This window comes from Symbiopectobacterium sp. (assembly GCF_047692315.1).
GTDB lineage: Bacteria > Pseudomonadota > Gammaproteobacteria > Enterobacterales > Enterobacteriaceae > Symbiopectobacterium.
Window position 1 is genome coordinate 11,844 of the sequence record NZ_JBLLJS010000010.1, and the last position, 25,127, is coordinate 36,970.

Below are 25,127 nucleotides of genomic sequence, written 5' to 3' on the forward strand. Positions count from 1 at the left end.
TGATTTCCACTGAAAAAAACAAAAGTCAACACGTCACAATAAATTCAGATTTTCCCCATGTTTTCATCTGATTTTCTCTTGGTAAGATCATCGAAATGTACGAAAAATTTATTGCGCAAATGGGTGATTCAAGCTGATTAACAATGATATACGGATTATCACTCTCGGGATAAGTTTGCTAGTATCCGAATTATCAGCGTTGGAATGAGGATGGCATGAGCACAATAGTTATTCTTTTATCCCTATTGTTTGCCTGTCTTATCGTCATCGGAAGTTACACTGGATACCGTATGCGTCGCCATTTGCCCTTTACAAAACCGTCATTCGCCGTCATGCACGCGCGAGAACGCTCATTGACTCACGATGAGCGAGCTGCCATTGAACGCTATTTGACACAGGCTAATCTGCAACCGTCAGCCGCTAGCGCATTGCCGGTTTTACAGCGAACCCGTCAGGATCCGCGCGTCTATATGCTCACCCATAGCATCACACGCTATGGACTCAATACCAGTACCGCGAACAAATGGCGTTATTTCATTGATACACAAGAGATACATCTGCCCGCAAACTGGGAACAGTACATCACCGAGAACAACCACATCGAGCTGATTAACACCCGCTCAATTCCGCTGGTCGTTGCGCTCAACGGACATTCCTTGAGTGAATGCGTTGAGCGCAGCGATCAGGGTATTTTACCGACGCCGTTAATGCCTGAACGCAATGCCTCGATTCGAGAAGAGGGGAATGAGCGCGCAGAGCTGGTGGCCGTTCGCAAAGAGACCCGAGAAGAGTTCGCGATGCATCACGCGTCCGGCATTCGGGAAGCGCTGTTAATCGCATTGGCCTTCCTGCTGTTGTTTATCAGCCTGATGACGCCGCTGACGGTAATGCCCTGGCTCGCCGGTGCGGCAGTGCTGCTGGCGGCCTGGAGCTGTTGGCAACTGTTCCGCGCACCATCCGAGCGTGAACTGCAAGAGGTACACTGCCTGAATGGCACACCACAGTGCCTTGGCCTGTTTGGGGAATCGAACCAGGGGCAGATTGGCAATATTTCACTGGGTAATATCGATCTGATCTACCCGTCCCATTGGCAGCCTTATATCGCCTACGATCTAGCGCAGAAAACCCAGGTCGATATCTATCTGAATCGCCAGGTAGTCCGTCAGGGGGAATTTCTCTCGCTCCACGAGGAAGTTACCCGTTTTCCACTCCAGCGATGGGGAAAAAACCTGATCCTTTCAGCAGGCGCGCTTTTGCCTCTGATTTTGCTGCTCAGTTTCATGCCGCTGGAATTACCGCTTAATCTGAGCATGAGCTGGCTGCAAGGCGCGCAGAACATCAAAGTGACGCAGGTCGACGAATTGCAAAACGCTCGCCTGAAGATCGGCGATAAACTGGACATTCAAAGTACCGGCATGTGCGATGTGCCTGCGGGTAACCGCTATCCGGGTAATGTCAAACCGTATCCCTTTACCCCCTTTGATTGTTCTGCCATCTACTGGAACAAGGCGGGATCACTGCCGCTACCTGAATCAGACGTGATCGAAAAAGCCTCAGCGCTACTGGCCGTCGTGAACGCCCAGTTGCACCCCGTCACCAACGATGAAGGCAAAGTCAGCACACAGCTCGCATCAGCTATTCAGAAATCAGGCATGGTGCTGCTCAATAATTTCTCCGACATCGTGCTAAAAACACAGGAACTGTGTACGCGCGAAGAGGACTGTACCCGATTGAAAAATGCATTGGTCAACCTGGGCAACGTGAAAACCTGGGATGCATTGGTCAGACGCGCAAAATCAGGATCGCTTAAAGGCATGAACGTCCTGCTGCGTTCCGTTAATGCTGAATCGTTGGAATCTCTGGTTGTCAGCGCAACAGAGTCGTTTTTCTATCAAGAGATTAACGCGGTAACGGACTCGCTGAACAGTCCGCCACCGAGCGGCTTTCTTATCCGCAGTGATGAAGGCCATCAACTTGTGAACTATCCACTGCCGCCCAAGCCGTTCAATGAATATCATGCAGCAGAGCAGTGGCAGGAGTTACAACGGCTTTCCGCGATGTTGTTGCACACCCCCTTTAGCGCTAAAGGGGTGATCACTCAGCTCTCCACCGATGCCAACGGGACGCAGCACATCAATTTACATAGCGATCCTGACGCCATTACACTGTGGCGCTATTTTGGCACCGGTTTATTGATGCTGGTACTCTCGGTGGTACTGGTTGCCAAATCTGGCGCTGATGCTGGTAAAAATGCGCAAAAGCCAACAGCGCGAACGTGATATCAAACAGTACTACGGTGAGTGCTTTTCTACCCGACTCGCTACGCCTATCCTAATGGAGGGTCGCGCCTACCGGATGGATAGCTAGGCGCGCCTGCATCACAGCCTGTTGCTTATTGCCGCCTCAGGCATCATACCAGCCCTTGTTGTGCCGCGTTTTCCTGCACAACACAGCGCTCGCCGCCGCTACCGGAGTACAGATGCAGCAAGACCTCACTTGGAATGATATCGACACCGTTATCCTGGATATGGATGGCACCCTGCTGGATCTGGCATTTGACAGCTATTTCTGGTTGCAGCTAGTACCACAGCAGCTCAGCGCAGAGAGAGAGAGAGAGAGAGAGAGAGAGATCTCCCTGAGCGAAGCCAAAAGGGTGATTGATAAGGAGTATCACGCCGTCCAACATACGCTGAACTGGTACTGCTTCGATTACTGGAGTGAACGCCTCGGCCTTGATATCTATCAGATGACCAGCGAGATCGGTTCATGTGCCTGCTTACGCGCAGATACCGAGCCATTTCTTACTGCGCTGGGGGGCAAGTGGCAAGCAACGGGTATTGCTCACCAATGCCCATCCGCACGGTTTGGCGGTGAAAATGGCACACACCGGGCTCGACAGACACCTTGATTTATTACTTTCTACCCATACATATGGGTATCCGAAGGAACATCAGCAATTGTGGCAACAGGTACAGGCGCAGGTGGGGTTTAGAACGCACGCTGTTTATCGATGACAGTGAGCCGATTCTGGATGCCGCCAAGGCGTTTGGCCTGCGCTATTGCCTTGGGGTCACCAACCCGGACTCGGGTCAGCAGGAAAAATCTTTTGCTCGCCATCCGGCCATGAATGATTATCTGGCGTTCCTGCCCGCATTACGCATAGCACAACAAGCTTCCTGATAATGCGTTTATGCTCCAGGGGATTATGAACAAGGGGTGAATATGAAAGAGAAGACCGATTCAGATGATAGTATTCGCCTGGATAAATGGCTCTGGGCTGCGCGATTCTATAAAACCCGGGCTGTCGCGCGCGAGGCGATCGACGGTGGCAAGGTGCATTATAATGGGCAGCGTACCAAGCCCAGCAAGCTGGTAGAACTGAATGCAGAAATCAAACTGCGTCAGGGCAATGACGAACGAACCGTGCTGGTTTGCGCCCTCAGTTCACAACGTCGATCGGCTCCCGAAGCACAGTTACTCTATCAAGAGACCGAGCAAAGCGTAGAAAAACGCGCAAAGCTTTCTCTGGCACGCAAGATGAACGCCCTGACGATGCCGCATCCGGATCGGCGCCCTGATAAGAAAGAACGGCGCGATCTGATAAAATTTAAATACAGTGATTCAGAATAGTCCCTGACCAACCAAGAGAGAAACCATGTCCAACCATGACCAACTACACCGTTATCTTTTGAAAATAATGCATTTTGTTGCGAGTTGGTGACGGTCAGCAATACCTACCGGCATATTCTGGAAAACCATGACTACCCAGCGCCGGTGCGCCTGATTCTGGGTGATATGCTCGCCGCCACCAGCCTGTTGACGGCAACGCTGAAATTCAATGGCGATATCACCGTACAGCTTCAGGGTGACGGCCCGCTCAAACTCGCGGTGATTAATGGCAACCACCAGCAGAAAATGCGCGGTGTTGCGCGTTTACAAGGCGAGATTGCCCCTGATGCTACGCTGCGTGACATGGTCGGTAACGGCTATCTGGTGATCACCATTACCCCCGAGGAAGGTGAGCGCTATCAAGGTGTGGTAGGGCTGGAAGGCGACTCTGTTGCCAGTTGTCTGGAAAACTATTTTCTGCAATCCGAGCAGTTACCTACCCGACTGTTTATCCGCAGCACAGAGCACGAAGGCCGCCCGGCTGCCGCCGGCATACTGCTGCAAGTGCTGCCCGCACAACACGTCGGCCACGATGACTTTGACCATCTGGCGCAGTTAACCGCCACCATCAAAAATGAAGAGCTGTTTACCCTGCCCGCGAACGATGTGCTGTACCGCCTTTACCATCAGGAATCGGTTACGCTCTACGAGCCGCAGTCAGTATCGTTTCATTGTCACTGCTCGCGTGAACGTTGCGCAGATGCATTAATGACGCTGACGGATGACGATCTGAATGAGATGCTGGCGCAGGATGGCGAAATCGACATGCACTGCGATTATTGTGGAAATCACTATCTGTTTAGCGCCAGCGAAATCAGTGATATTCGTCACGCCGATACAGACAGCATAAGGCATTGATCGAAGAAGATATTGATGGAGAATCATCGACCAAACGGGCACCGAGGTGCCCGTTTTTATTTTTCAGCTATTTGAGAGAAAAATCGTTTCACTTAACGAAAATTAAACAAACCCATGTCTTAAATTATTTAATTTTATGATTGTTATCCCAGCTAAAATAGGCTTACTCCCTACAATAACTATCAGTATGACTATAACTATTGAGGAGTAGCGATATGCAGATGAAAGGTATTGCACCACAAGCCCTCGCCGCTTATGGAATCCGCGATGTTAGCGAGATTGTCTACAATCCGAGTTATGAAGTACTTTTCCAGGAGGAGGTTGCTCCCGGCCTGGAGGGATATGAACGCGGCAGAGAAACCAAGCTGGGCGCTATCGCCGTCGACACCGGCGTTTTTACCGGTCGTTCGCCCAAAGATAAATATATCGTTCGTGATGACACCACGCGTGAGCATGTGTGATAGTCAGATCAAGGCAAAGGCAAGAACGATAACCATCCCATGACGCAAGAGGTCTGGAGCCACCTGAAACAGCTGGTGACCGAGCAGCTTTCCGGTAAACGCCTGTTTGTTATCGATGCCTTCTGCGGAGCCAACCCAGACACCCGCCTGAAAGTGCGTTTTATCACTGAAGTTGCCTGGCAGGCCCACTTCGTCAAAAACATGTTTATTCGTCCGGACGAGGATGAACTCAAGCAGTTTGAGCCCGATTTTATCGTGATGAACGGGGCAAAATGCACGAATCCGCAGTGGCAGGAGCAAGGGCTGAACTCGGAGAATTTTGTCGCCTTTAACCTGACAGAGCGGATCCAACTGATCGGCGGTACCTGGTACGGCGGCGAAATGAAAAAAGGGATGTGGCCATCTTCTTCGGCCTGTCCGGCACCGGAAAAACCACGCTGTCCACCGATCCGAAACGCCAGTTGATTGGTGATGATGAGCACGGCTGGGATGATGATGGCGTGTTCAACTTTGAAGGTGGCTGCTACGCCAAAACCATCAAGCTGTCGAAAGAGGCTGAACCGGATATTTACGGTGCTATCAAACGCGATGCGCTGCTGGAGAATGTCACGGTGCGGGAAGATGGCAGTGTGGATTTCAACGACGGCAGCAAGACGGAGAACACCCGCGTCTCCTATCCCATTTACCATATTCAGAACATCGTCAAACCGGTTTCCAAAGCGGGACATGCACGTAAGGTGATTTTCCTAACGGCAGATGCCTTCGGCGTCTTGCCCCCGGTATCGCGCCTGACACCTGACCAGACGCAGTACCATTTCCTATCCGGCTTTACCGCCAAACTGGCGGGCACAGAGCGCGGGATCACGGAACCAACCCCGACGTTTTCCGCCTGTTTTGGTGCCGCGTTCCTCTCCCTTCACCCGACGCGCTACGCTGAAGTGCTGGTAAAACGCATGAAAGCCGCTGGTGCACAGGCTTATCTGGTGAACACCGGCTGGAACGGTTCTGGCAAACGCATCTCGATTAAAGACACCCGCGCCATCATTGATGCCATTCTCAACGGCAGCATTGATGATGCCGAAATGCATACGTTGCCGATCTTCAATCTGGCAATCCCTCTCTCACTGCCGGGGGTTGATGTTCAGATTCTTGATCCACGCAACACCTATGCCAGTCGGGCGAAGTGGCAAGAGAAAGCCGAAGATTTGGTACAGCGTTTTTGCACCAACTTCGACAAGTATACCGATACCCCTGCCGGTCAGGCGCTGGTCAGTGCCGGGCCTGAAATTGGGGCCGAAATTACGCAATAAAACGCAAAAGCGAGGGTTCGCCCGCGCTTTTTTTGTCTGTATTTCCCGTATTCCTCACCCTTCGGATCCCGAAGCCTCTTTTTCAGCGGCAGGTGGACCCTCTTTGATTCGGTCATACGGCAAGGGCAGATAGGCGCGCACGCACAGCCCGCCGCGCTCGCTGGTGCCCACGTCCAACGCGCCATCATGCGCATCAATGATACGCTGCACTATCGCCAGCCCTAATCCGGTACCACTGGTGGTACGCGCGCTGTCGCCGCGCACAAAGGGTTGGAACAGATAAGCTAACTGCGCGGGATCGATACCCGGACCATCGTCTTCCACCTGGAACCAGACGCGTTGCAGTTCTCGTCCACTGCTGACCTTGATCCAAGCGTTGCCGTAGCGTGTCGCATTAACCACCAGGTTCAACGCCGCACGTTTGATGGACAGCGGACTGATGCGCACCATCAATTCCCCCTCGGAGAAATCGCTGTCAATCTCGCGCTCGTAACCACTCTCCGCCGCAACCACTTCACCCAGAATAGTGTTCAGATCCGCCGCTTCCATCTGCATTTCCTGACCGGTGCGCAGATAGTCGATAAATTGCTCGATGATGGCATTACACTCTTCAATATCCTTATTGATGGACTCAGCCAGATAGTCGTCTTCCTTGCCCATCATCTCCGTGGCTAGCCGGATACGCGTTAACGGCGTGCGTAAATCATGGCTGACGCCCGCCATCAATAACGTGCGGTCATCGGCCAGCAGTTTGACACCCGCTGCCATCTGGTTGAAGGCGCGCGTTACCGAACGCACCTCAGAGGCACCATACTCGCGCAACGTGGGCGGAATGATGCCTTTCCCCACTTGCAGCGCCGCATGCTCCAGCTCCACCAGAGGGCGGTTCTGCAAGCGGATAAACAGCCACGCTCCGCCGATGACAAGCAACATGATTGCCAGCGTATACCTGAATAACGGCGAAAAGTCGCCCTGATGGATTTCCGTCAGTGGCACCCTCACCCAGATATCCGGCGAGAGCCAGGTTTTCAACCACACCACCGGGGTGTTTTTGCTCACTTCAACGCGCACATCCGTCGGGCCGCCAAGCTGCTGCGCCATTTGCTGGCTCAAAAACTTATAATGCTGCGCCCAACGTAACCCGCTCTCTTCCGCCGCGGCATTGGTATACAGGGAGATTCCCAGCTCGCGATAGATTTCACGCCGGAACGCAGGTGGCACTTCCAGTGAAGAGCCATCCTCCAGTTGCAGCCTGTCGGTCATCAGCATGCGCACTTCGTAGGCCAACACCTTATTAAATTGCTGAAGGCTCGGCAAAATAGCAAAGTTGAGCACCACCAGATAGGTGGTGACCAGACTGACGAACAACAGGGTGACAATCAGCAATAGCGTCCGGGCAAACGAACTGCGCGGAGAAAAGCGCCATCGTCTCATGCTTTACTGCCGTCCGGCACAAACACATACCCCAACCCCCAGACGGTTTGGATGTAGCGCGGATGTGCCGGATCTTCCTCAACCATGCGACGCAGACGCGAGATCTGCACATCGATGGAACGTTCCATGGCGCTGTATTCGCGGCCACGCGACAGATTCATCAGCTTATCGCGTGATAACGGCTCGCGCGGATGGCTGACCAGCGCTTTCAACACGGCAAATTCACCGCTGGTCAACGGTATCGGTTCGTCATCGCGAAACATTTCTCGCGTGCCCAGATTCAGCTTGAACTTGCCAAACGCGATAACCGCCTCTTCCTGCGAGGGCGCACCCGGCAATTCGTTCGCCTGACGGCGCAACACAGCACGAATGCGGGCCAGCAGTTCACGCGGGTTAAACGGTTTAGGTATGTAGTCGTCAGCACCAATTTCCAAACCAACGATACGGTCCACTTCTTCCCCCTTCGCCGTTACCATAATGATCGGCATGGGGTTGCTTTGGCTGCGCAGGCGGCGGCAAATAGAGAGCCCGTCTTCGCCCGGCAACATCAGGTCCAGCACCATCAGGTGGAAGGACTCACGCGTCAGTAAACGATCCATCTGTTCAGCATTGGCAACGCTACGTACTTGAAAACCTTGCTCCGTCAGGTAACGCTCCAGCAGTGCGCGCAGGCGCATATCATCATCTACTACCAGAATTTTATAATTCTCTTGCATTTTCATTCTCCAAAAGCGTAATCGCTGCCGATGCCCGTATTGTTCAAAAACCCATGAATTACTGACAGTCGTTTCTGGTATATATTGCAGGTGCAGGCAAAATTGTTACAAAGCATAATAAAATAGGGATTAATCAATCATTTCCTTCACTTTATACGCACTATCGCCATCGGATGCGGCAACGCCTATACTGCTCACAGTGTGTTAACGCCACACCACGCGTACCCGTAATAACCGATGATGAAAACAAACGATGAAAACCGATCTTATCACCCGTGAAGGTTACGACATGCTCTACAAAGAGCTTAACTATCTTTGGAAAGAACGTCGTCCTGAAATTACAGAAAAAGTGGCTTGGGCGGCAAGTTTAGGCGATCGCAGTGAAAATGCCGACTACCAATACAACAAGAAACTATTGCGCGAAATAGACCGCCGGGTGCGCTACCTGCGAAAACGTCTGGAAATCGTGCGCGTGGTCGATTACTCCCCCCAACAGGATGGTAAGGTGTTCTTTGGTGCCTGGGTCGAAGTGGAGAACGAGCAAGGCGACCGAATGCGCTTTCGTATCGTTGGCCCTGATGAGATCTATGGGCGCAAAGACTATATTTCAATCGACGCGCCGATGGCGCGGGCATTACTGAAAAAAGAGCTCGATGAAGAGGTGAAAGTGAAAACGCCCTCTGGCGAAAAAACGTGGTATGTAAATATGATCTCGTATACAACACCCGCCGAGTAATCGCCCGGCCTCCAGTTCACGAACCGGACAACATTGACATCACGGAGTGAAGGGAACAGCGTCAGCGAATATTACAGGCCAGTTTTGACCACGCCGTGCTGATAAGATAGACATCGTGCGTCAGCATTTCAAACTCCAGGATGTCATTTTCTCCGATCATAGAGAAAGCATCATCAGGTGCATTATCTTCTGGATTTTTATCTAGCGAGACATTTTTTACTATCAGGCGGTTTTCATTCCAGACGGAGTCAAAACTGAATGTTCGCTGTACCGTGCGAGGAACATCATCCTCACCAATAAACACACCATCAATAAAAATTAATACACGATTTTTGTCGCTTAAATAAATATTGACATCGTATTCCTTTCTTATTCTATATTTTTCATTTCCCTCTCTGACTCTGACCTCGCCACAACAAATCACTGGTTTGTGAAAAGACTGCTGTTTAAAATAATACGGCCCCGCCAATAAAATCATTATTAATAGTAACAGACTAAACCATACCATTTTATTACCTCGATTATTTTTCAACATAGGTAGTACATCCTTTTCCTCGTTTACTACATGCAATGATGACACGATTCTTTTTCATTCCTGGGCCATGAAACGGCATTGTCTTTGATGAAATAAACAAAACATTATCACCACAAAGTTCTTGATAGCCTGCGATCGACTCTTGGTTAACCGCATCCTGCAAGGCAAAGACATCACACTTATTTGCCACATTGACTCTGACCAAAGGCCGATAAGGGAAACGACCAGAAAACGACACCATGAAAAAAATAAATAACAGAATCATGCCGATAATAATAATAAGCTTGGCCTTATAACCTATCTGGAAACGGGATGTCGAATTATTTGGTGTGATCAATCGGGGCGTTACGCCACCGACATGCGCTTTCGTCGACGTATCCACCGCATTTTCTATCGTGTGTGCCTCCACGTGCTGTTTGGCATAGGCCTCAATACTGTCAACATGAAAAACAATGCCTGATTTCGGGACGGTGACAATCGCCTCAGCCAGACCAAAATTGCGTAATACCTTTCTAAGCAGCGAGATATAATTATTGAGATTGCTGATAGAAGGGGAAAGCGAGTACTTTTCAAGTGCCTCTCGCAGCAACAATTCACGGCTTAAAGTAACCCCCGGATTATCAATCAGAGTGGCAAGTATACGTGCAATAGGCGCGCTCAATGAAATGGTTTCACCTTCACGGTCACTCCAGGCTAAAGTCCCCTCTCCATCATTAAAAATAATGGTTTGATTAATCAAATAGGCCATAAAAACCTCTGGGATAAGCAAGTGTTATTTTAAAAATAACCTAACCCTATTGATGAAATGTTTATTTATACAGAACATAGGAAATGGAAAACCTGCGATGTATATCTTAGATCGCTCATTGAAGCCCATGAGAATATTGGTTTTAACAATACCTTTATGCCATACCTTTACACAACGTCATAAAAAGATTGAGCCGTAGCATAAAAATTTGTTCGTTTATTGTCAAAGATTATTTACCTTAAGAAATACAAGCGCGTTTTTTGAAAGAATAATAGATAAAATCGATACAAACCACAGATAAACAAAAACCCCAAAAAAATGAATAACACCTTGAGGGTAATAGATATCATAGTATGTCCTCCACACGTTTATCGCAGAAGAGACATAAATCAAACCTATTAAAAAGCAAGTTAATAACGCTGTCGTCTATAAAACATAAAAACAAATTTTACGATTTGAAAAAATAGGTTACGTGCAAATACCGCGATGAATAATAACGCCAATGAATTATACCATAGATGATTTATTCCAAGCTCAGGAAATACACAACTCAATACCACTAGGACTAAATCATCTTTAGCATTCGTAAGTTCGTTGCCGTTCGCTTATTCGATTTGTCCTACCTCTCTATTCTGCATGATAATTGCGAATTCATTCGTAATTATCATGACATCGCAGCCAATGTGATGCGTTTATTAAGCATGACGTGCATCATTGGGGGTAACCCGCCCTGAAAATCTTTCCTTATGAGGTATCTGCTTAAATTATTCGCATTACAGGGAAACGGCAAGTAAGTGATTCAAGCCAGTGAGCGCAGCCAACGCACCGGAAAATTAAAATATGACAGATACGAGATTATTTTTGTGTTGACATAAATGTGTCACTTGGATCGCTTAATTTAGCCTCGAAGTGTCACGGGAGACTCGGATATGTTCAGCTTAGATGCCATCCTGCAAGACCTTGCACCACATCGTCAAACGCCATCCTGGCAACGTTCTCTTTTGCGTGCACTCCTTTTTGAGCGCGAAATGCAACAATTCTCCGAACGCTATCCCCATTTGAAAGGTCTGGATCTGGTCGAGAAAATTCTGGACTATTTCAATTTCAGTTGTGAAATGGTGGAAGGTGATTTAGAAAATATCCCTAGCCAAGGGCCGGTAGTACTGGTTGCCAACCATCCAATCGGCTCGCTCGATAGCCTGGCGCGGCTGCGTGCGGTGGCGAGCGTTCGCCCTGACGTGCGCATTTTAGCAAGCCAAGTGCTCTCCTACATTACCCCGTTAAAAGGGGTTCTGCTCGCGGTCGATAACTTTAATAATCGCACTAAACGCTCACAAATCAATGAAATACAACAGCATCTGAATCAAGATGGTGCCATCATCCTGTTCCCGGCGGGGGAAGTGTCGCGTATCAGCCTGCAAGGGATCCACGATGGCCATTGGCACAGCGGTTTCATTCGTATGGCCGGCAAAGCACGGGCGCCAGTCGTTCCCATTCATATCAGCGGGCGTAATAGCAGCTTGTTCTAACTCTCTTCATTGCTCTATCGGCCACTCTCAACGCTGCTACTGGTACGGGAAATGTTTCAGCAACGCGGCCAGCGCAATCAATACCACCACCACGCCCGGCCAAAGCCGACGCCAGTCTGCGGTAATCAAACGCCATGGGATCATGCCTGCTCCTCCCGATGACCATCCGCCACCAGTTGTTCTTTTTCCAACTGAACGCAACGCGACATCAACGCGGCCAGTCGTTTATCATGCGTGATGGCGATCAGCGTGCTTTGATGTTCTCGCGCCAACGTCGCCAGCAAATCCGCAATCTGTTCACCGTTATGCGCATCCAGGCTGGCCGTTGGCTCATCGGCAACGATTATTTCCGGCATCGCCAGTAGTGTGCGCGCCACGGCCACACGCTGTTTCTCACCGCGCGACAGCACTTCAATCGGGCGATCGCCCGTGTTAACCCCCACGCGTTCCAGCAATATTTTTCCCCGAGCCTTCAACGACGCAGGCAATCGCCAATGACGCAGGCAATCGCCAATGATGAAAACGTGCTGGCAGCAGCACGTTCTCTAACGCATCAAGACCGGGAAACAGATGAAAATCCTGCATAATCAGGCCAACATGGCGAGCACGCCAACGATCGCGCTCGGCTTCGGACAGTTGACGAATGTCCTGCTCACCCCAGCGCACACTGCCGGTGCCCTGACAGTCCATGCCGGTGATGGCATTCACTAACGTGGTTTTACCCGATCCTGACGGCCCCATCACCGCCACGCAGCTGCCCGCAGCAATCTGCAATTGGGCGATGTCCAGCACTGCGCTGGACATATCTGGAAAGGACACGGTTAAATTTTCAATGCGCAAATCGGCCACAGCGGCTCCTACGGAGTATCAAAGCGGGCATCGCGCAGGCGCAACAGGCTAACAAACCCGGTTTCCGGATCTGTCCATGAACCATGTTCCAGAACGCCTTCCACTTCGATAATGGTGTTGTTCTGTACGAAGGTTTGCCGTTTTGACAGGTAGACCACCACGATATCCTCCGGCCAGTCAGCATCGGAAGAGCAGAACGGGCAGAGAGCCATCGGCATTTTGGTCAACATAAAGAATTGGGATTCAGCTTTGAGCGGAGGGGCCATAAAGCCACGCATTTTGACGCGTTTTCCAGAAAGGTTTTTACCTCATCGGAAAATTCCAGCCCAAGCACGCCATAAGAGGCATAGAGTTTATCGAAAGAAAGTGTGGGCAATGCGGCACGCGCGGTGCCAATCACGCTCAGCATCAACACGCAGGCGGCCATCAAACGCCACATCGCAGAGAATAATAACGGCGGAGTTTCCCCCGCCGGAAGTGAAGTATGACTATTCATCACAGCGCATTACTTGGTGGTTTGCGGTTTCAGCGCCAGCGCATCAACAATCACGCGGAACAGCTCGGTGTTTTCCATATAACCGCGAATGCGTTCGCCGCCAGGGCCACTGGCCTGAATCACCATGTCATCCACGGCGTGGACACCGGTATCCTCAGAGCGCGGCAGGATGCCTTCACGGAACACGGCACCCGGGACGTTTTCATAAGCCTTGTTCGTCACATACTGGTCTTTTTCGTTCTTGATGGCAGGAACGAACTGGTTATCCAGTTTCGGACGGAAGGTTTCGTAGTAATCCGGGTAGTTGTTGAAGAATACCGCTAACCGTTTGGAGACGTTGATATCATCCGGATAACCGTCTTTGTTGGCATCCTGATAGTTCGGGAAGCCCGCATCTTCATACACGCCCACTTTTTCACGCATCTCGGTGCCGGGTTTGTTGTCATCTACCGTACCGACAATCGACAGGCCGTGCGTATGGTCACCGGTCACGATAATCAGCGTATCCGGATTCTTCTCAGCAAACTTTTTGGCGATAGCCACTGACTGATCCAGCATGATGGTGTTGGTAAAGGCGCGTTCCCAATCCAGCGGGTGAGAGGCTTTGTCGATCAGCGCCGATTCCACCATCAGGAAGAAGCCGTCTTTGTTTTTCGACAGCACATCCAGCGCAGCCTGCATCATGTCAGTCAGGTCAGGCTGATTGGGGAATTTCTTGGTTACGTCGTTTTTCAGGAAACGGCGATCCAACACACCGTCCATATTGCCGGTGTGGAACAGCCCCAGCAGTTTGGTCGCCTGCTCAGCATTCTTCTTCAGCCCATCTGCGTCAGTCACCAGCGTATAGCCCGCTTGCTGGAATTTCTCAACGTAGTTGGTTTCATCCTTACGTTTAGAATCGGCCGTGCTTTTCTGCAGGAAGTAAGCAGAACCGCCGCCCAGCATCACCGTCGGCTTCACGTTGTAGAACATCTCAACGATTTCGGCTTTATCTGCGCGACGACGGGTGTGAGACACCACTGCCGCTGGCGTGGCATCTTCCAGTTCGGCGTCACTGACCACACCAACCGACATTTTGGAAGAACGGGTGATCAGCTCGCCCAGCGTTTCCTGTTTCAGGTGTTCCAGCGAGTTCTTGCTGCGGCTGACGTAGACACCCAGCGCATTCACGCCGGATTTGTGGCCCGTCATGTATGCGCTCATGGTGTTGGCGCTGTCTGCCGCGATGGAGTCAGTGCTGGAGGTGCCCGCAAACGCCATGTATTGCAGATCGTCAATCGCCAAACGACCATCGTCTTTCCCTTCGGTCACGCCTTTGGAGAAGGATGCGCGCGCCGGTACGGTGCGCCACGGAGAGACCATCACCGATAAACAGAATGACGTTCTTCGCTTTGCGTTTCTCAGCGCTGGGGTAGACATCCCAGGTCACTTTCGCCGTTTTGCCGTTGGCCTGCGCTTCCACTTCATACTTGCCTGCCTGCGGCAGGAACACATTGCGGATCCATACGGCAGAGACATCCTGCCCGTCTTCGCGCTCAACAAAGGTAGCGGATTTGCCCAGCACCTGCTGGTAATCCTTGCCGTTGATCAGAATGCGAACATCAGCGGGTTTCAGTACAGAATCAAACTCGACTTTAAAATCAAACTTACCGCCAGCCAGCATGGTGGCGCGGTCGATAGGGTAAATCGCTTGAGCCTGCGCGAACCCCGGCAGGGTGGAAGCAAACAGCAACGGCAGTAGCCAACGAGCGTTCATGGTCATGTCCTTGAGCGATAATATAATCACGACATAACCTAGTTAGTTACCTTTGTTTACAGTTTGATGAATGTTGACAGGGATGGTGATGTTTATTCGTCACTTGGCTGGCAGGAAAAAAATCCCCGTGACTCCCACGGGGATAAGGAAAGAGAGACCAATAAGCACTACTCCGTTTTCTCTCTCAATGGGAAGCGGCGTCGTACAACGACGAAAAAGAGGGGAACAAAGAAAATCGCCAGCACCGGTGCTGGTTGCCATCGGCAACACACCAAAAACAAAGGCCAGTGACGTCATCAGGATTGGGCGCAAGCGTTGGCGGGAGGCTTCCAGCGTGGCTTTAACGATATCCACGCCTTTGTGGTTCATATCGTTGGCAAACTCTACAATCAATATGGCGTTTTTGGCTGAGAGCCCGATCACTGTCAGCAGGCCGACCTGAAAATAAACATCGTTTTCCAGCCCGAGTGCCCAGGTAGCGATTAATGAGCCCAGCACGCCGAGCGGCACAACCAGCATCACGGAGAACGGCACGGACCAACTCTCATACAGCGCAGCCAGACACAAGAACACCACCAGCAGGGAGATAGCATAGAGCGCCGGAGCTTGAGCCCCAGTCATGCGTTCTTGCAGCGACATCCCGGTCCATTCCAGCCCAAATCCTTCCGGCAATTTGGCAACCAGTTGCTCCATCACATCCATGGCGGTGCCGGTGCTGACGCCCGGCGCAGACTCACCGAGGATCTCCAACGCGGAGAAGCCGTTATAGCGCTCCAGACGCGGCGAACCGGTCCATCCACGAGGTTTAGGCAAAGGCGGAGAACGGCACCATGCCACCGCTGTCATTACGCACATATCATTTGTTGAGATCGTCTGGCAGCATACGGTAAGGCGCGGCCGCCTGCACACACACCTTTTTCACCCGTCCACGATCGATAAAATCGTTCACGTAAGTGGAGCCCCAGCCAATCTTCAGCGTACTGTTGATGTTGCTGATGGAAACCCCAAGCGATTCGGCCTTGCGCTGATCGATGGTGATTTGCATCTGCGGACTGTCATCAAGACCGTTGTGGCGCACGCGGGTCAACCGCGCGTCGCCAGCCGCCTGCTCCAGCAGCGTGTCGCGCGCCGCCATCAAGGCGTCGTGCCCCAATCCTGCGCGATCCTGCAATTCCATATCAAACCCGGAAGCATTACCCAAACCGGAAATCGCCGGCGGCGTGCTAGCGAAAACCCGCGCCTCATTGATACGGCGAAATGCGCGCGTTGCCCGTTCAACGATGGCTCCTGCGCTGTTTTGCGCGCTGGGGCGTTCATCCCAATCTTTCAGGCGAACAAACAGTTGTGCTACGTTCTGGCCGTTACCGCCGGGACCGTTACCGACCGCGGTAAACACCGACACCACGTTCTCTTTTTCTTGCGTCATATAATAGGCTTCCACCTTCTCGACCACTTTCAGCGTTTGCTGTTGTGTCGAGCCGGGCGGTAGCTGAATCTGCGTCATAAAGACGCCGCGATCTTCTTGCGGCAAAAACGAGGTGGGTAAGGTACGGAACAGGAACGCCATCACGCCAATAATCGCGAGGTAGAGCACAAACCAGCGGCCACTTTTGACCAATATCTTGCCAACCCCGTGCTCGTAGCGATCAGAAAGCTGATTAAACTGACGGTTAAACCAGCCGAAGAAGCCGCGTTTACCATGATGTTCACCTTTCGCCAGCGGTTTCAACAGCGTGGCACACAGTGCGGGGGTCAAAATCAACGCCACCAGCACCGACAATACCATGGCAGAAACGATAGTGATGGAGAACTGGCGGTAAATGGCGCCGGTCGTGCCGCCAAAAAACGCCATCGGCACAAACACCGCAGAAAGCACCAGCGCAATCCCCACCAGCGCACTTTGCACCTGTTGCATCGATTTGTGCGTCGCGGCTTTGGGGCTTAACCCTTCCTCGCTCATCACGCGCTCAACGTTTTCCACCACCACGATGGCATCATCCACCAGCAAGCCGATAGCGAGCACCATGGCGAACATGGTCAACGTATTGAGGCTAAAACCAAAGGCATAGAGCACTGCAAAAGTCCCCAGCAGCACCACGGGAACGGCGATGGTGGGAATCAGCGTAGCGCGAAAATTTTGCAAGAACAGGTACATAACCAGAAACACCAGCAGCACCGCTTCCAGCAGCGTTTTCACCACATCCTCAATGGAGGCCTTTACAAAGGGAGAGGTTTCGAACGCGATTTTTGCCTCCAGCCCGTGCGGGAAAAACGGGGCCAGCTCTGCCAGCCGTGCGCGCACCAGCTTGTCGGTTTCAATTTCATTGGCACCGGATGCCAGCTTGATGCCGAGTCCGGAGGCGGGCTGACCGTTAAAACGGCTCAGCGAGTCGTAGTTTTCTGCGCCCAGTTCAATTTTCGCCACATCACCCAGCGTCACCGCTGAGCCATCCTGATTCACACGCAGGGTAATGGCGCGGAACTGCTCCGGGGTTTGCAGCAATGAGCGCGCGTTTACCGTGGCATTAAGTGACTGATAGTCTACAGATGGTGTGCCGCCCACCTGACCGACTGATACCTGACTGTTTTGCGACTGGATGGCGCTCACCACGTCGCTGACGGCCAGGGAAAAGGATTTGAGTTTGGACGGTTCGAGCCAGATGCGCATGGCATACTGCGAACCGAAAATATCGACGCTGCCCACCCCGTTGATACGGCTGGGCGGTTCCTGCACGTTACTGGCAACATAGTCGGAGATCTCCTGCTTTTCCATACTGCCGTCTGTCGAGACGAACGCGATCATCAGGATATTGGTATCACCGGTCTTGTTGACGGTGACCCCTTGTTGCTGCACATCCTGCGGCAGTTTTCGCATCGCAGACTGCAACTGGTTCTGCACCTGCTGGCGCGCGTTATCAGGATCGGTCCCCGCATCAAAGCTTAAGGTAATGCGTGTCTGACCGGAGCTACTCTGCGATGACATATACATCAAATGATCGAGCCCGGTCATGCTTTGCTCGATAATCTGCGTCACGGTGTTTTCCATGGTCTGCGCAGAAGCGCCCGGATAGGAAGCGGTGATACGCACGTTTGGCGGCGCCAAATCTGGGTATTGCTCAACCGCTAACGAGGCGATCGCCATCATGCCACCCAGACTCAGCAGGATGGCCAGTACCCAGGCAAAGATCGGGCGATCAATAAAAAAATTCGCCATCGAAACAACGCTCCTTCAGACTATTTTTATACGTGGCGCATATCGTTGATTATTTATAGATATCCTGAACAACGCACTACTTTACCCTGTCCCCCTACGCAACATCGTGGAGAAAATGAGGAGAATATGTAAATTAACGTTGGTGACACATTTTTCCGTCCCTGATGTGTCTTGCCTTCAACCAGGCTGTTATGCTTCTGCAAACGTGCGAATCAATGCGGCGAACGCATCAGGGTGAGAAATAAACGGCGCATGCGCCGCCTGCGCCATCACCACCGAGTCAGAATCGGGCCAGCGTTCATCCAGCAAGCTTGCCACCTTGCGCGGTACTAACCCGTCCAACGCACCGTAAATACGCAGCATCGGCAGCGTCAACGCCGCCATCGCCTGGCACAAATCGGTTTGACGCAGAATCTCCAATCCCCCGTCCAGCACCTCAATACTCGGCATTGGTTGCTCCAGCACCACGCTTTTCAGCAGACGTGCATCCTGACGCGCGCTGCCCGTGCCCAGCGTTTGCAACGCCAGAAAACGCTCTACTGTGCTCTGAAAATCTTCGCGAAGCTGCTGCTGAAAGCCCTGTAAAACCGTAGGTTTAATGCCGCCGGGCCATTCCTCTTGAGCACCAAAGCAGGGAGAAGAGGCGACGGTAACCAACGCGCTGACACGCGCAGGCGCACTGAGTGCCGCTTGGCTGGCGACCAGTCCGCCCAGCGACCATCCCAGCCAGACCGCCTGTTCAGGGGCCTGCGCCAGTACAATGTCGGTCATATCATTGAGCGACAGCGCCCCATATCCCAGACTACGTCCATAACCGGGAAGATCGACACGATGCAGCCGAAAATGCAGGGCCAGTCGCTCGGCAATGCCTTGCCATACCTGCGCATTCAGTCCCCATCCGTGCAACAGCACAAGATCGCGTTTTCCTTCCCCTTCCGTGTGCCAATAGAGCGTTGTCATCGATTATCTTCCTGCCATTCGTTCGTAATTTTGTTGCGAGGCCGCTATGTTAACCATCGGTGCCAACTGCTGGCTATGCCAACAACCGCTTTATCATTACCATCACGGTATTTGCAGCTATTGTCAGCGTCATCTTCCCGCACTGCCAATGTGCTGCCCGCGCTGCGGATTACCCTCCGGCAATGCCGTGTTGCCCTGCGGTCGCTGCCTGCATCGTCCGCCACGTTGGCACAGCCTGACCTTTGTCTCCGACTACCGCCCACCGTTCACCATACTGTTGAAACAGTTCAAATTCCACGGTCGCATCGAGCTCGGGCAAGTGCTCGCCCGGCAGATGTTACTGCGCTGGCTCCACCTCTATCGCCTTGCCCCAGAACGCATTGAGAAACCCGATGTGCTGCTCACCGTGCCGCTGCACCGCCGTCAGCGCTGGCGGCGCGGCTTCAACCAAACCGAGTTGCTGGCTCAACCGCTGGCCTGCTGGCTGCGCTGCCGCTATCACCCTCATGCGCTGAAGCGTGTACGCCATACTCCTCTGCAACAGCACCTTTCCGCCGCCGAGCGACGCAACAACCTGCGCCATGCATTTGCATGCGCTCTGAATCTCTCAGGGCTGCGGGTTGCGCTAGTGGATGACGTGGTTACCACCGGCAATACCGTGACAGAGATCTGCCGCGTGTTACTGGCGCAAGGTGCCGCACATATTCAAGTATGGTGCCTGTGCCGCACCCAGTTCAACACTTGAGCGCCGCCAACGCCGCTTTGTTGCCATAAATGGCATTCGCCGTGAATGAATTGGAGTTCACAGCACGATGGGCGTATTGTGACCGATAAGCGTAGTCAACTATTGAGTTAACCCACTATGATCCGTATTACCGACGCTGCACAAGACCACTTTGTCAAACTGCTGGTAAAACAAGAAGAAGGCACGCAAATTCGCGTCTTCGTTATCAATCCCGGCACGCCCAACTCTGAGTGTGGTGTTTCCTACTGTCCGCCAGATGCGGTGGAAGCCACCGACACTGAACTGAGGTTTGAAAAGCTTTCCGCCTACGTGGATGAGTTGAGTGCCCCCTATCTGGAAGATGCAGAAATCGACTTCGTCACCGATCAGCTGGGATCGCAACTGACGCTAAAAGCCCCGAACGCGAAAATGCGTAAAGTAGGCGATGATGCACCGTTGATGGAACGCGTTGAGTATGTGCTGCAATCCCAGATCAACCCACAATTGGCCGGGCACGGCGGCCGCGTTACGCTGATGGAAATCACCGATGATGGCTTGGCTATCCTGCAATTCGGCGGTGGTTGCAACGGCTGTTCGATGGTCGATTACACGCTGAAAGAAGGGATCGAGAAAGAGCTGTTACAGAAGTTCCCTGAGCTGAAAGGCGTGCGCGATTTGACAGAACACCAGCGCGGCGAACATTCCTACTATTGATCGCCTGACCGCTTTACTCCCCACGTCCGCGTGGGGAGTACTTCTCTGCTCATCAAGCCCCGCGAGTTTTACTCGCCGCTTCTGGCTCCAATGCCAAACCACGCCGTAGATCGAGATCGCGAATCAAGCGTTCCAGATGGCGATCTCTGAAGATTGATGTCACCGTTCTGCTCAGTTTACGCCGCCAGTTGGGGTATTCACGCGTGGTGCCAGGAATATTGACCGGTGTCGCCATGTCCAGCCAGTCCTCCAGTTGCAATCCCAGCAAGGCGCTGCGGTAATAGCTGGTACTGATGCAGTGCATCCAGCAGTCCCTGTTTCGCCTTATCGCGCTGTTCAATCTGCTGCTGCAATGTTTGCTCATCAGGATAAAGGCCCAGCTCCCTTCCCAATGACAGATCCACGTTTTGCCAAAAGCCGCGCAGAGTGGGCAGATCGTGCGTGGTGATAGTCGCCATGGACTGGCGCGGGTGATCGAGCGGCGCGCGAAACTGATGCTGCTCATTCTGTTCAAAAAACAGCACTTTATATGAATAAACCCCGCTGTCACGCAGCGTATCCACGATCTCGGCGGGCTCGGCTTTGGGGATCCACCACAGACGCAGCAGCCCCATCACGTGGTCGATGCGTAATGCGCCACAGTGCGCCATGTTGCTGCGCAGCACATCGATAAACGGCTGATACCCCTGCGCCTGCATCACGTGCAGATTCATGGGCGGCAGTGACCAGTTTTGCCCCTGAGGCCCCAGTGGAGCGGGCGGCGCGCCGATGGCGGCGTCCAGACAGTAGAGCCGACGCTCATCCCAGGTTTCCGCCCCGCCCTGCGCCACGCCCACGGCCATGTCACGATATAAACCGATATGCATACCGAGTTGTTTGCTGTGGGCGAAACATTCGGCCAGTTGCTCATTGGCCACCTATTGCAGCCAGCAGTAAAACGCGATTTCGTGCTCGTTTTCATGACGAAACGCTTTCACCGCGTCGCCATGCACATCGTGATAACGCTTCGGCCACTGCTGCCAGTCGCTATAGTTCTCCCCCCTGGCGCTTAAGCCAGGTTTGCAACGCATCAAGGGTAGCTTGCCGTTGCAGGCTTTGCCCGCCACTAACCACAAATTGACGAAATGCGCTGACGCGCGGATCGAGCACGCTGTGCGTCTTGAAATAATCATATGCCAGTCGCAGCGCGGCCAATTTTTGCGCCATCACCCCGCTGTAGTCCACCCAGCGTCCGGCGCGCAGTGTCGCTAACTGGCGCTGCGTATCATCCTGTCGCCACCATGCTTGTGCTTCTTTGCTCTGCTGAAAATCATCAATGCGGTTCACGTTGATATAAATAATATTCAGCCAGTGGCGGGATGAGGGGCTGTAAGGACTGGCAGCCTCGGGGTCGGCAAGGTAAAGCGCATGCAGTGGATTCACCCCGATAAACGCACCACCGCGCCGTGCCACTTGCTCCACCAGTTGGCGCAAATCGCCAAAATCACCAATCCCCCAGTTGTCTTGGGAGCGCAGCGTATACAACTGCACGTTAACACCCCACCAGCGCTTGCCCAAACTCAACGGCTCCGGCTCGTAACCACGCTGTGGCGCGACAATCACGCGGCAGGTCCAGCGCTGTTCACCACGCGTCAGTATCAGTTCGTGATATCCCAGTGGCAAGGCATCCGGCAGCGGCAGTTCAGTGCCCCTCGTAACAGCGCCTTGAACCTGACCGCCATTTTCATACATCAACGTCCAACCAAACTCACCGTCGCCCGAAAGAGGGATCAGCGCCGCCGTCCCCTGACGAAATACCTGAACAGAGGGCAACGGCGTATTTTCGCTGCCTCCCGTCGTCATCATGGTCAGCAACTGCGCTTTCACTTCGTCATCGACGAGGTGTGTCTTACCGTACGCATCGGTATAGGTATCGGCGACGCCGACAGGCGAGAACTTCGGGTTATCTACCTTGAATGACATCTTCCTTTCCTCAACAGCGCGCGTGCCAGATGCGCGTCTGATAATCATGAATCGCCCGATCGGTACTGAACAACCCCATTCGAGCTATATTCAGCACACACCGTCGCGTCCATTCCTCCGTTTCACGATACAGCGCATCCACACGCTGCTGCGTCTGACAATAGGGGGCGAAATCTGCCAGCAATAAATAGGGATCGCCCTTTTCCAGCAGACTCTCCAATAAGGGGGCAAACGCCGTTTTATCACCGTGACTAAACGCACCGCTACCCAGTTCATCCAGCAGCATTTTTAACTGCGGCGCACGGGCCAGTTCCGCACGAGGATCGTATCCCTGAGCCAGCAAGTTCTTAACCTCATCCACCGTATGCCCGAAAATAAACAGGTTTTCTTCCCCCACTTCCTGCGCTATTTCCACATTGGCACCATCCAGCGTTCCTACTGTCAGTGCTCCGTTTAATGCCAACTTCATGTTCCCGGTGCCCGAGGCCTCTTTCCCAGCCGTGGAGATTTGCTCCGACACATCAGCAGCGGGAATGATTCGCTCAGCCAGAGACACACGATAATCTGGAATAAACAGTATACGCAAACGATCTCTGACACGCTTATCCAGATTAATCTTCTACGCTACGCTGTTAATGTCGTAGATAATGTTTTTTGCCAGCACATATCCCGGTGCTGCCTTGGCCCCGAATAAAAAGACGCGCGGAACTATATCCAGATGCGGGTTACCGCGCAATTGGCGATAAAGTGAAAGAATATGGAGCAAATTGAGGTGCTGCCGTTTGTATTCGTGCAACCGTTTGATCTGCACGTCAAACAGGGCGTGTGGGTCCAGTTTTACATCCTGATGTTGGCGCACCCAACCTGTCAGATTTTCTTTATTTTGCTGTTTGATTGCGCGATAACGCGCCCGAAATGCGCGGTCATCGGCGTAGGGCTCGAGCGCGCGCAAAGCGGGTAAATGGGTGGTCCAGGCCGTTCCTACGGTCTCATCCAGCACGCCGGATTACACTGCTTTAGCCAACGGCGCGGCGTGATGCCGTTGGTCACGTTATGGAATTTTTGCGGCCAGAGTTGATGATATTCAGGAAACAGATCGCTCACCACCAGACGTGAATGCAGCGCTGCCACGCCGTTCACGGCAAAGCAGACAACTACGCACAGGTTTGCCATGCGCACCTGATGCTGATAGCGGATGGCCACGCGCGGCCAGATATGTCGCGCCTGTGCTCCCCACTGCTGTTCCACCTGCGCTTTGAAGTGCGCATCAATAATGTTAATCAAGGCAAAATGACGCGGCAGCAGACGGCGGAACAGCCCGTCGTGCCAGCGCCTGCGCCACGTCGGTGTACCATCCCAGGTTAATCAGGTTATTGCCCGTCAGGCGACCCGGTAAAAATTCCATGGAGAGGTAGTTAACATGACGGCCTGACGGCGTAGCGGGAGGGGTAAGCGAGTGGGCAGCGAGCTGTTCCGACAGCGCTGTGCTGACGACATGCCACAGCTGCTGTACGCTGAGCTCGGTCAGCGCCGCCGCGCGTAGTATTGTCGCTGGCGATGCAATGCCGCAGTAAACAGCGTGTGGTTGAATGACAACATTCCCATCGTGCCTCTCCCCTCTTATCAATCAGAAAAAGGCACGTCTGGCTCAGCACAACTCCAACTGCACCTTATGTTGTTCAATGATTTTCATTACGCTGGGTGGTGGTAGCTGATCGGTAAAAAGATAGTCGATCAGGTCCATATTGCCCAGATTCACCATCGCATTGCGGCCGAATTTGGAGTGGTCAGTGACCAGCATGACACAGCGGGAATTCTCAATGATTGCCCGTTTTGTGCGCACTTCATGGTAGTCAAACTCCAGTAAGGAGCCATCCATGTCAATGCCGCTGATGCCAAAATCCAGACGAAACTGAGAAATGAAATCCAGCGTCGCTTCACCCATAATGCCGCCATCTCGCGTGCGCACTTCACCGCCCGCCAGGATCAGCCTGCAATCTTCTTTTCCCATCAACAGCGTCGCCACATTCAGGTTATTGGTGACGACACGCAGATCCTTATGCTGCAACAACGCGTGGGCCACCGCTTCTGGCGTTGTTCCGATATCTATAAACAGCGTAGCACCATCCGGGATTTGGCTGGCGACTTTACGTGCAATACGTGCTTTTTCATCTGACCACATCATCTTGCGATCGTGATAAGCCGTATTCACCGAGCTGGAGGGCAGTGCCGCGCCACCGTGGTGACGATGGATCTTGTTCTGTTCCGCCAGATCGTTAAGATCCCGACGAATCGTTTGCGGACTGACCGCGAAATGTTCTACCAACTCTTCGGTACTGACATATCCCTGCCGACGCACCAGTTCAATGATGGCGTCGTGCCGCTGTGTTTGCCTCACGTTGTTCCCCTAAAACAGGTTTCCACTCAACCCTCAGATTGAGGCCTCTATTCGCTGC

At 52.6% G+C, this 25,127-nt stretch carries 17 protein-coding genes and 8 pseudogenes; 9 read left to right on the forward strand and 16 right to left on the reverse strand.

Going from position 1 to position 25,127, the window contains the following annotated elements; all coding sequences use genetic code 11:
• Positions 1-215 precede the first annotated feature (215 nt).
• The 5 genes and pseudogenes from ACMZI0_RS03145 to ACMZI0_RS03165 all read left to right on the forward strand — a co-directional run bounded on the left by ACMZI0_RS03145 (position 216) and on the right by ACMZI0_RS03165 (position 6,298).
• Positions 216-2,367: pseudogene (locus ACMZI0_RS03145) on the forward strand (IgaA/UmoB family intracellular growth attenuator).
• A 112-nt stretch (positions 2,368-2,479) separates the two neighbouring features.
• Positions 2,480-3,180 (forward strand): annotated as a pseudogene (gene yrfG, locus ACMZI0_RS03150) (GMP/IMP nucleotidase).
• 42 nt (positions 3,181-3,222) lie between these two features.
• Positions 3,223-3,630: a ribosome-associated heat shock protein Hsp15 gene (gene hslR, locus ACMZI0_RS03155; protein ID WP_415671916.1), complete on the forward strand. Its 408-nt coding sequence runs from the start codon at positions 3,223-3,225 to the stop codon at positions 3,628-3,630.
• A 25-nt stretch (positions 3,631-3,655) separates the two neighbouring features.
• Positions 3,656-4,527, forward strand: a pseudogene (gene hslO, locus ACMZI0_RS03160) (Hsp33 family molecular chaperone HslO).
• 215 nt (positions 4,528-4,742) lie between these two features.
• A pseudogene (locus ACMZI0_RS03165) lies at positions 4,743-6,298 on the forward strand (phosphoenolpyruvate carboxykinase (ATP)).
• Positions 6,299-6,352: 54 nt separating this feature from the next.
• On the opposite strand, the gene envZ reads toward ACMZI0_RS03165, so the two are convergent.
• Both envZ and ompR read right to left on the reverse strand, forming a co-directional pair.
• Positions 6,353-7,732, reverse strand: a complete 1,380-nt coding sequence (gene envZ, locus ACMZI0_RS03170; protein WP_415671917.1) for a two-component system sensor histidine kinase EnvZ — start codon at positions 7,730-7,732, stop codon at positions 6,353-6,355.
• A complete protein-coding gene (gene ompR, locus ACMZI0_RS03175) occupies positions 7,729-8,448 on the reverse strand; it encodes a two-component system response regulator OmpR (protein WP_415671918.1) in 720 nt (239 codons plus the stop codon). The genes envZ and ompR overlap by 4 nt, the downstream gene beginning before the upstream one ends.
• Before the next feature lie 253 nt (positions 8,449-8,701).
• Between ompR and greB the strand changes: the two genes are divergently transcribed.
• Positions 8,702-9,184, forward strand: coding sequence for a transcription elongation factor GreB (gene greB / locus ACMZI0_RS03180; protein WP_415671919.1), 483 nt, complete (start codon positions 8,702-8,704; stop codon positions 9,182-9,184).
• 61 nt (positions 9,185-9,245) lie between these two features.
• Here the strand turns inward: greB and ACMZI0_RS03185 are convergent, their stop codons facing one another.
• Positions 9,246-9,719: a FidL gene (locus ACMZI0_RS03185; RefSeq protein ID WP_415671920.1), complete on the reverse strand. Its 474-nt coding sequence runs from the start codon at positions 9,717-9,719 to the stop codon at positions 9,246-9,248.
• Positions 9,706-10,467 (reverse strand): winged helix-turn-helix domain-containing protein, encoded by a 762-nt coding sequence (locus ACMZI0_RS03190; protein WP_415671921.1) that lies wholly within the window; start codon positions 10,465-10,467, stop codon positions 9,706-9,708. The genes ACMZI0_RS03185 and ACMZI0_RS03190 overlap by 14 nt, the downstream gene beginning before the upstream one ends.
• A 929-nt stretch (positions 10,468-11,396) precedes the next feature.
• On the opposite strand from ACMZI0_RS03190, the pseudogene ACMZI0_RS03195 reads away from it, so the two are divergent.
• Positions 11,397-12,071: pseudogene (locus ACMZI0_RS03195) on the forward strand (1-acyl-sn-glycerol-3-phosphate acyltransferase); the annotation flags it as partial.
• Between the two features lie 65 nt (positions 12,072-12,136).
• Here the strand turns inward: ACMZI0_RS03195 and ACMZI0_RS03200 are convergent.
• The 8 genes and pseudogenes from ACMZI0_RS03200 to bioH all read right to left on the reverse strand — a co-directional run bounded on the left by ACMZI0_RS03200 (position 12,137) and on the right by bioH (position 19,271).
• Entirely contained in the window at positions 12,137-12,451 is a 315-nt protein-coding gene (locus ACMZI0_RS03200; protein ID WP_415671922.1) for an ATP-binding cassette domain-containing protein, read from the reverse strand.
• Complete coding sequence (locus tag ACMZI0_RS03205) at positions 12,429-12,845, reverse strand: ATP-binding cassette domain-containing protein (protein WP_415671923.1); 417 nt, start codon at positions 12,843-12,845, stop codon at positions 12,429-12,431. Before ACMZI0_RS03205 ends, ACMZI0_RS03200 begins: the two co-directional genes overlap by 23 nt.
• Before the next feature lie 8 nt (positions 12,846-12,853).
• Complete coding sequence (locus tag ACMZI0_RS03210) at positions 12,854-13,075, reverse strand: hypothetical protein (RefSeq protein WP_415671924.1); 222 nt, start codon at positions 13,073-13,075, stop codon at positions 12,854-12,856.
• A complete protein-coding gene (locus tag ACMZI0_RS03215; RefSeq protein ID WP_415671925.1) occupies positions 13,069-13,341 on the reverse strand; it encodes a hypothetical protein in 273 nt (90 codons plus the stop codon). Before ACMZI0_RS03215 ends, ACMZI0_RS03210 begins: the two co-directional genes overlap by 7 nt.
• 9 nt (positions 13,342-13,350) lie before the next feature.
• Complete coding sequence (locus ACMZI0_RS03220; RefSeq protein WP_415671926.1) at positions 13,351-14,703, reverse strand: alkaline phosphatase; 1,353 nt, start codon at positions 14,701-14,703, stop codon at positions 13,351-13,353.
• Positions 14,615-15,097 carry a hypothetical protein gene (locus tag ACMZI0_RS03225; protein ID WP_415671927.1) on the reverse strand — a complete coding sequence of 161 codons (483 nt, stop codon included), beginning with the start codon at positions 15,095-15,097 and terminating at the stop codon, positions 14,615-14,617. Before ACMZI0_RS03225 ends, ACMZI0_RS03220 begins: the two co-directional genes overlap by 89 nt.
• A gap of 167 nt (positions 15,098-15,264) precedes the next feature.
• Positions 15,265-18,311 (reverse strand): annotated as a pseudogene (acrD, locus tag ACMZI0_RS03230) (multidrug efflux RND transporter permease AcrD).
• A 189-nt stretch (positions 18,312-18,500) separates the two neighbouring features.
• Positions 18,501-19,271 (reverse strand): pimeloyl-ACP methyl ester esterase BioH, encoded by a 771-nt coding sequence (bioH, locus tag ACMZI0_RS03235; RefSeq protein ID WP_415671928.1) that lies wholly within the window; start codon positions 19,269-19,271, stop codon positions 18,501-18,503.
• Positions 19,272-19,317: 46 nt separating this feature from the next.
• On the opposite strand from bioH, the gene gntX reads away from it, so the two are divergent.
• Positions 19,318-20,016, forward strand: coding sequence for a DNA utilization protein GntX (gene gntX / locus ACMZI0_RS03240; protein ID WP_415671929.1), 699 nt, complete (start codon positions 19,318-19,320; stop codon positions 20,014-20,016).
• A gap of 117 nt (positions 20,017-20,133) precedes the next feature.
• Complete coding sequence (gene nfuA, locus ACMZI0_RS03245; protein ID WP_415671930.1) at positions 20,134-20,709, forward strand: Fe-S biogenesis protein NfuA; 576 nt, start codon at positions 20,134-20,136, stop codon at positions 20,707-20,709.
• A gap of 52 nt (positions 20,710-20,761) precedes the next feature.
• Here nfuA and malQ read toward each other — a convergent pair.
• The 4 genes and pseudogenes from malQ to ACMZI0_RS03265 form a co-directional block, all read right to left on the reverse strand.
• Positions 20,762-22,671, reverse strand: a pseudogene (gene malQ / locus ACMZI0_RS03250) (4-alpha-glucanotransferase).
• A 10-nt stretch (positions 22,672-22,681) separates the two neighbouring features.
• Positions 22,682-24,000: pseudogene (glgP, locus tag ACMZI0_RS03255) on the reverse strand (glycogen/starch/alpha-glucan family phosphorylase); the annotation flags it as partial.
• Entirely contained in the window at positions 23,948-24,298 is a 351-nt protein-coding gene (locus ACMZI0_RS03260; RefSeq protein ID WP_415671931.1) for a hypothetical protein, read from the reverse strand. The gene ACMZI0_RS03260 and the pseudogene glgP, both read right to left, overlap by 53 nt.
• A gap of 21 nt (positions 24,299-24,319) precedes the next feature.
• Complete coding sequence (locus tag ACMZI0_RS03265; RefSeq protein ID WP_415671932.1) at positions 24,320-25,069, reverse strand: DeoR/GlpR family transcriptional regulator; 750 nt, start codon at positions 25,067-25,069, stop codon at positions 24,320-24,322.
• Positions 25,070-25,127 lie beyond the last annotated feature (58 nt).

Bases quoted from the DNA above. Each gene is read 5' to 3' on its own strand.
- ACMZI0_RS03210 (WP_415671924.1), bottom strand. From the start codon at position 13,075: ATGTTGACCAAAATGCCGATGGCTCTCTGCCCGTTCTGCTCTTCCGAT.
- ACMZI0_RS03185 (WP_415671920.1), bottom strand. From the start codon at position 9,719: ATGTTGAAAAATAATCGAGGTAATAAAATGGTATGGTTTAGTCTGTTA.
- ACMZI0_RS03220 (WP_415671926.1), bottom strand. From the start codon at position 14,703: ATGGTCTCTCCGTGGCGCACCGTACCGGCGCGCGCATCCTTCTCCAAA.
- ACMZI0_RS03225 (WP_415671927.1), bottom strand. From the start codon at position 15,097: ATGAACGCTCGTTGGCTACTGCCGTTGCTGTTTGCTTCCACCCTGCCG.
- nfuA (WP_415671930.1), top strand. From the start codon at position 20,134: ATGATCCGTATTACCGACGCTGCACAAGACCACTTTGTCAAACTGCTG.
- ompR (WP_415671918.1), bottom strand. From the start codon at position 8,448: ATGCAAGAGAATTATAAAATTCTGGTAGTAGATGATGATATGCGCCTG.
- ACMZI0_RS03190 (WP_415671921.1), bottom strand. From the start codon at position 10,467: ATGGCCTATTTGATTAATCAAACCATTATTTTTAATGATGGAGAGGGG.
- greB (WP_415671919.1), top strand. From the start codon at position 8,702: ATGAAAACCGATCTTATCACCCGTGAAGGTTACGACATGCTCTACAAA.
- gntX (WP_415671929.1), top strand. From the start codon at position 19,318: ATGTTAACCATCGGTGCCAACTGCTGGCTATGCCAACAACCGCTTTAT.
- ACMZI0_RS03215 (WP_415671925.1), bottom strand. From the start codon at position 13,341: ATGAATAGTCATACTTCACTTCCGGCGGGGGAAACTCCGCCGTTATTA.
- bioH (WP_415671928.1), bottom strand. From the start codon at position 19,271: ATGACAACGCTCTATTGGCACACGGAAGGGGAAGGAAAACGCGATCTT.
- hslR (WP_415671916.1), top strand. From the start codon at position 3,223: ATGAAAGAGAAGACCGATTCAGATGATAGTATTCGCCTGGATAAATGG.
- envZ (WP_415671917.1), bottom strand. From the start codon at position 7,732: ATGAGACGATGGCGCTTTTCTCCGCGCAGTTCGTTTGCCCGGACGCTA.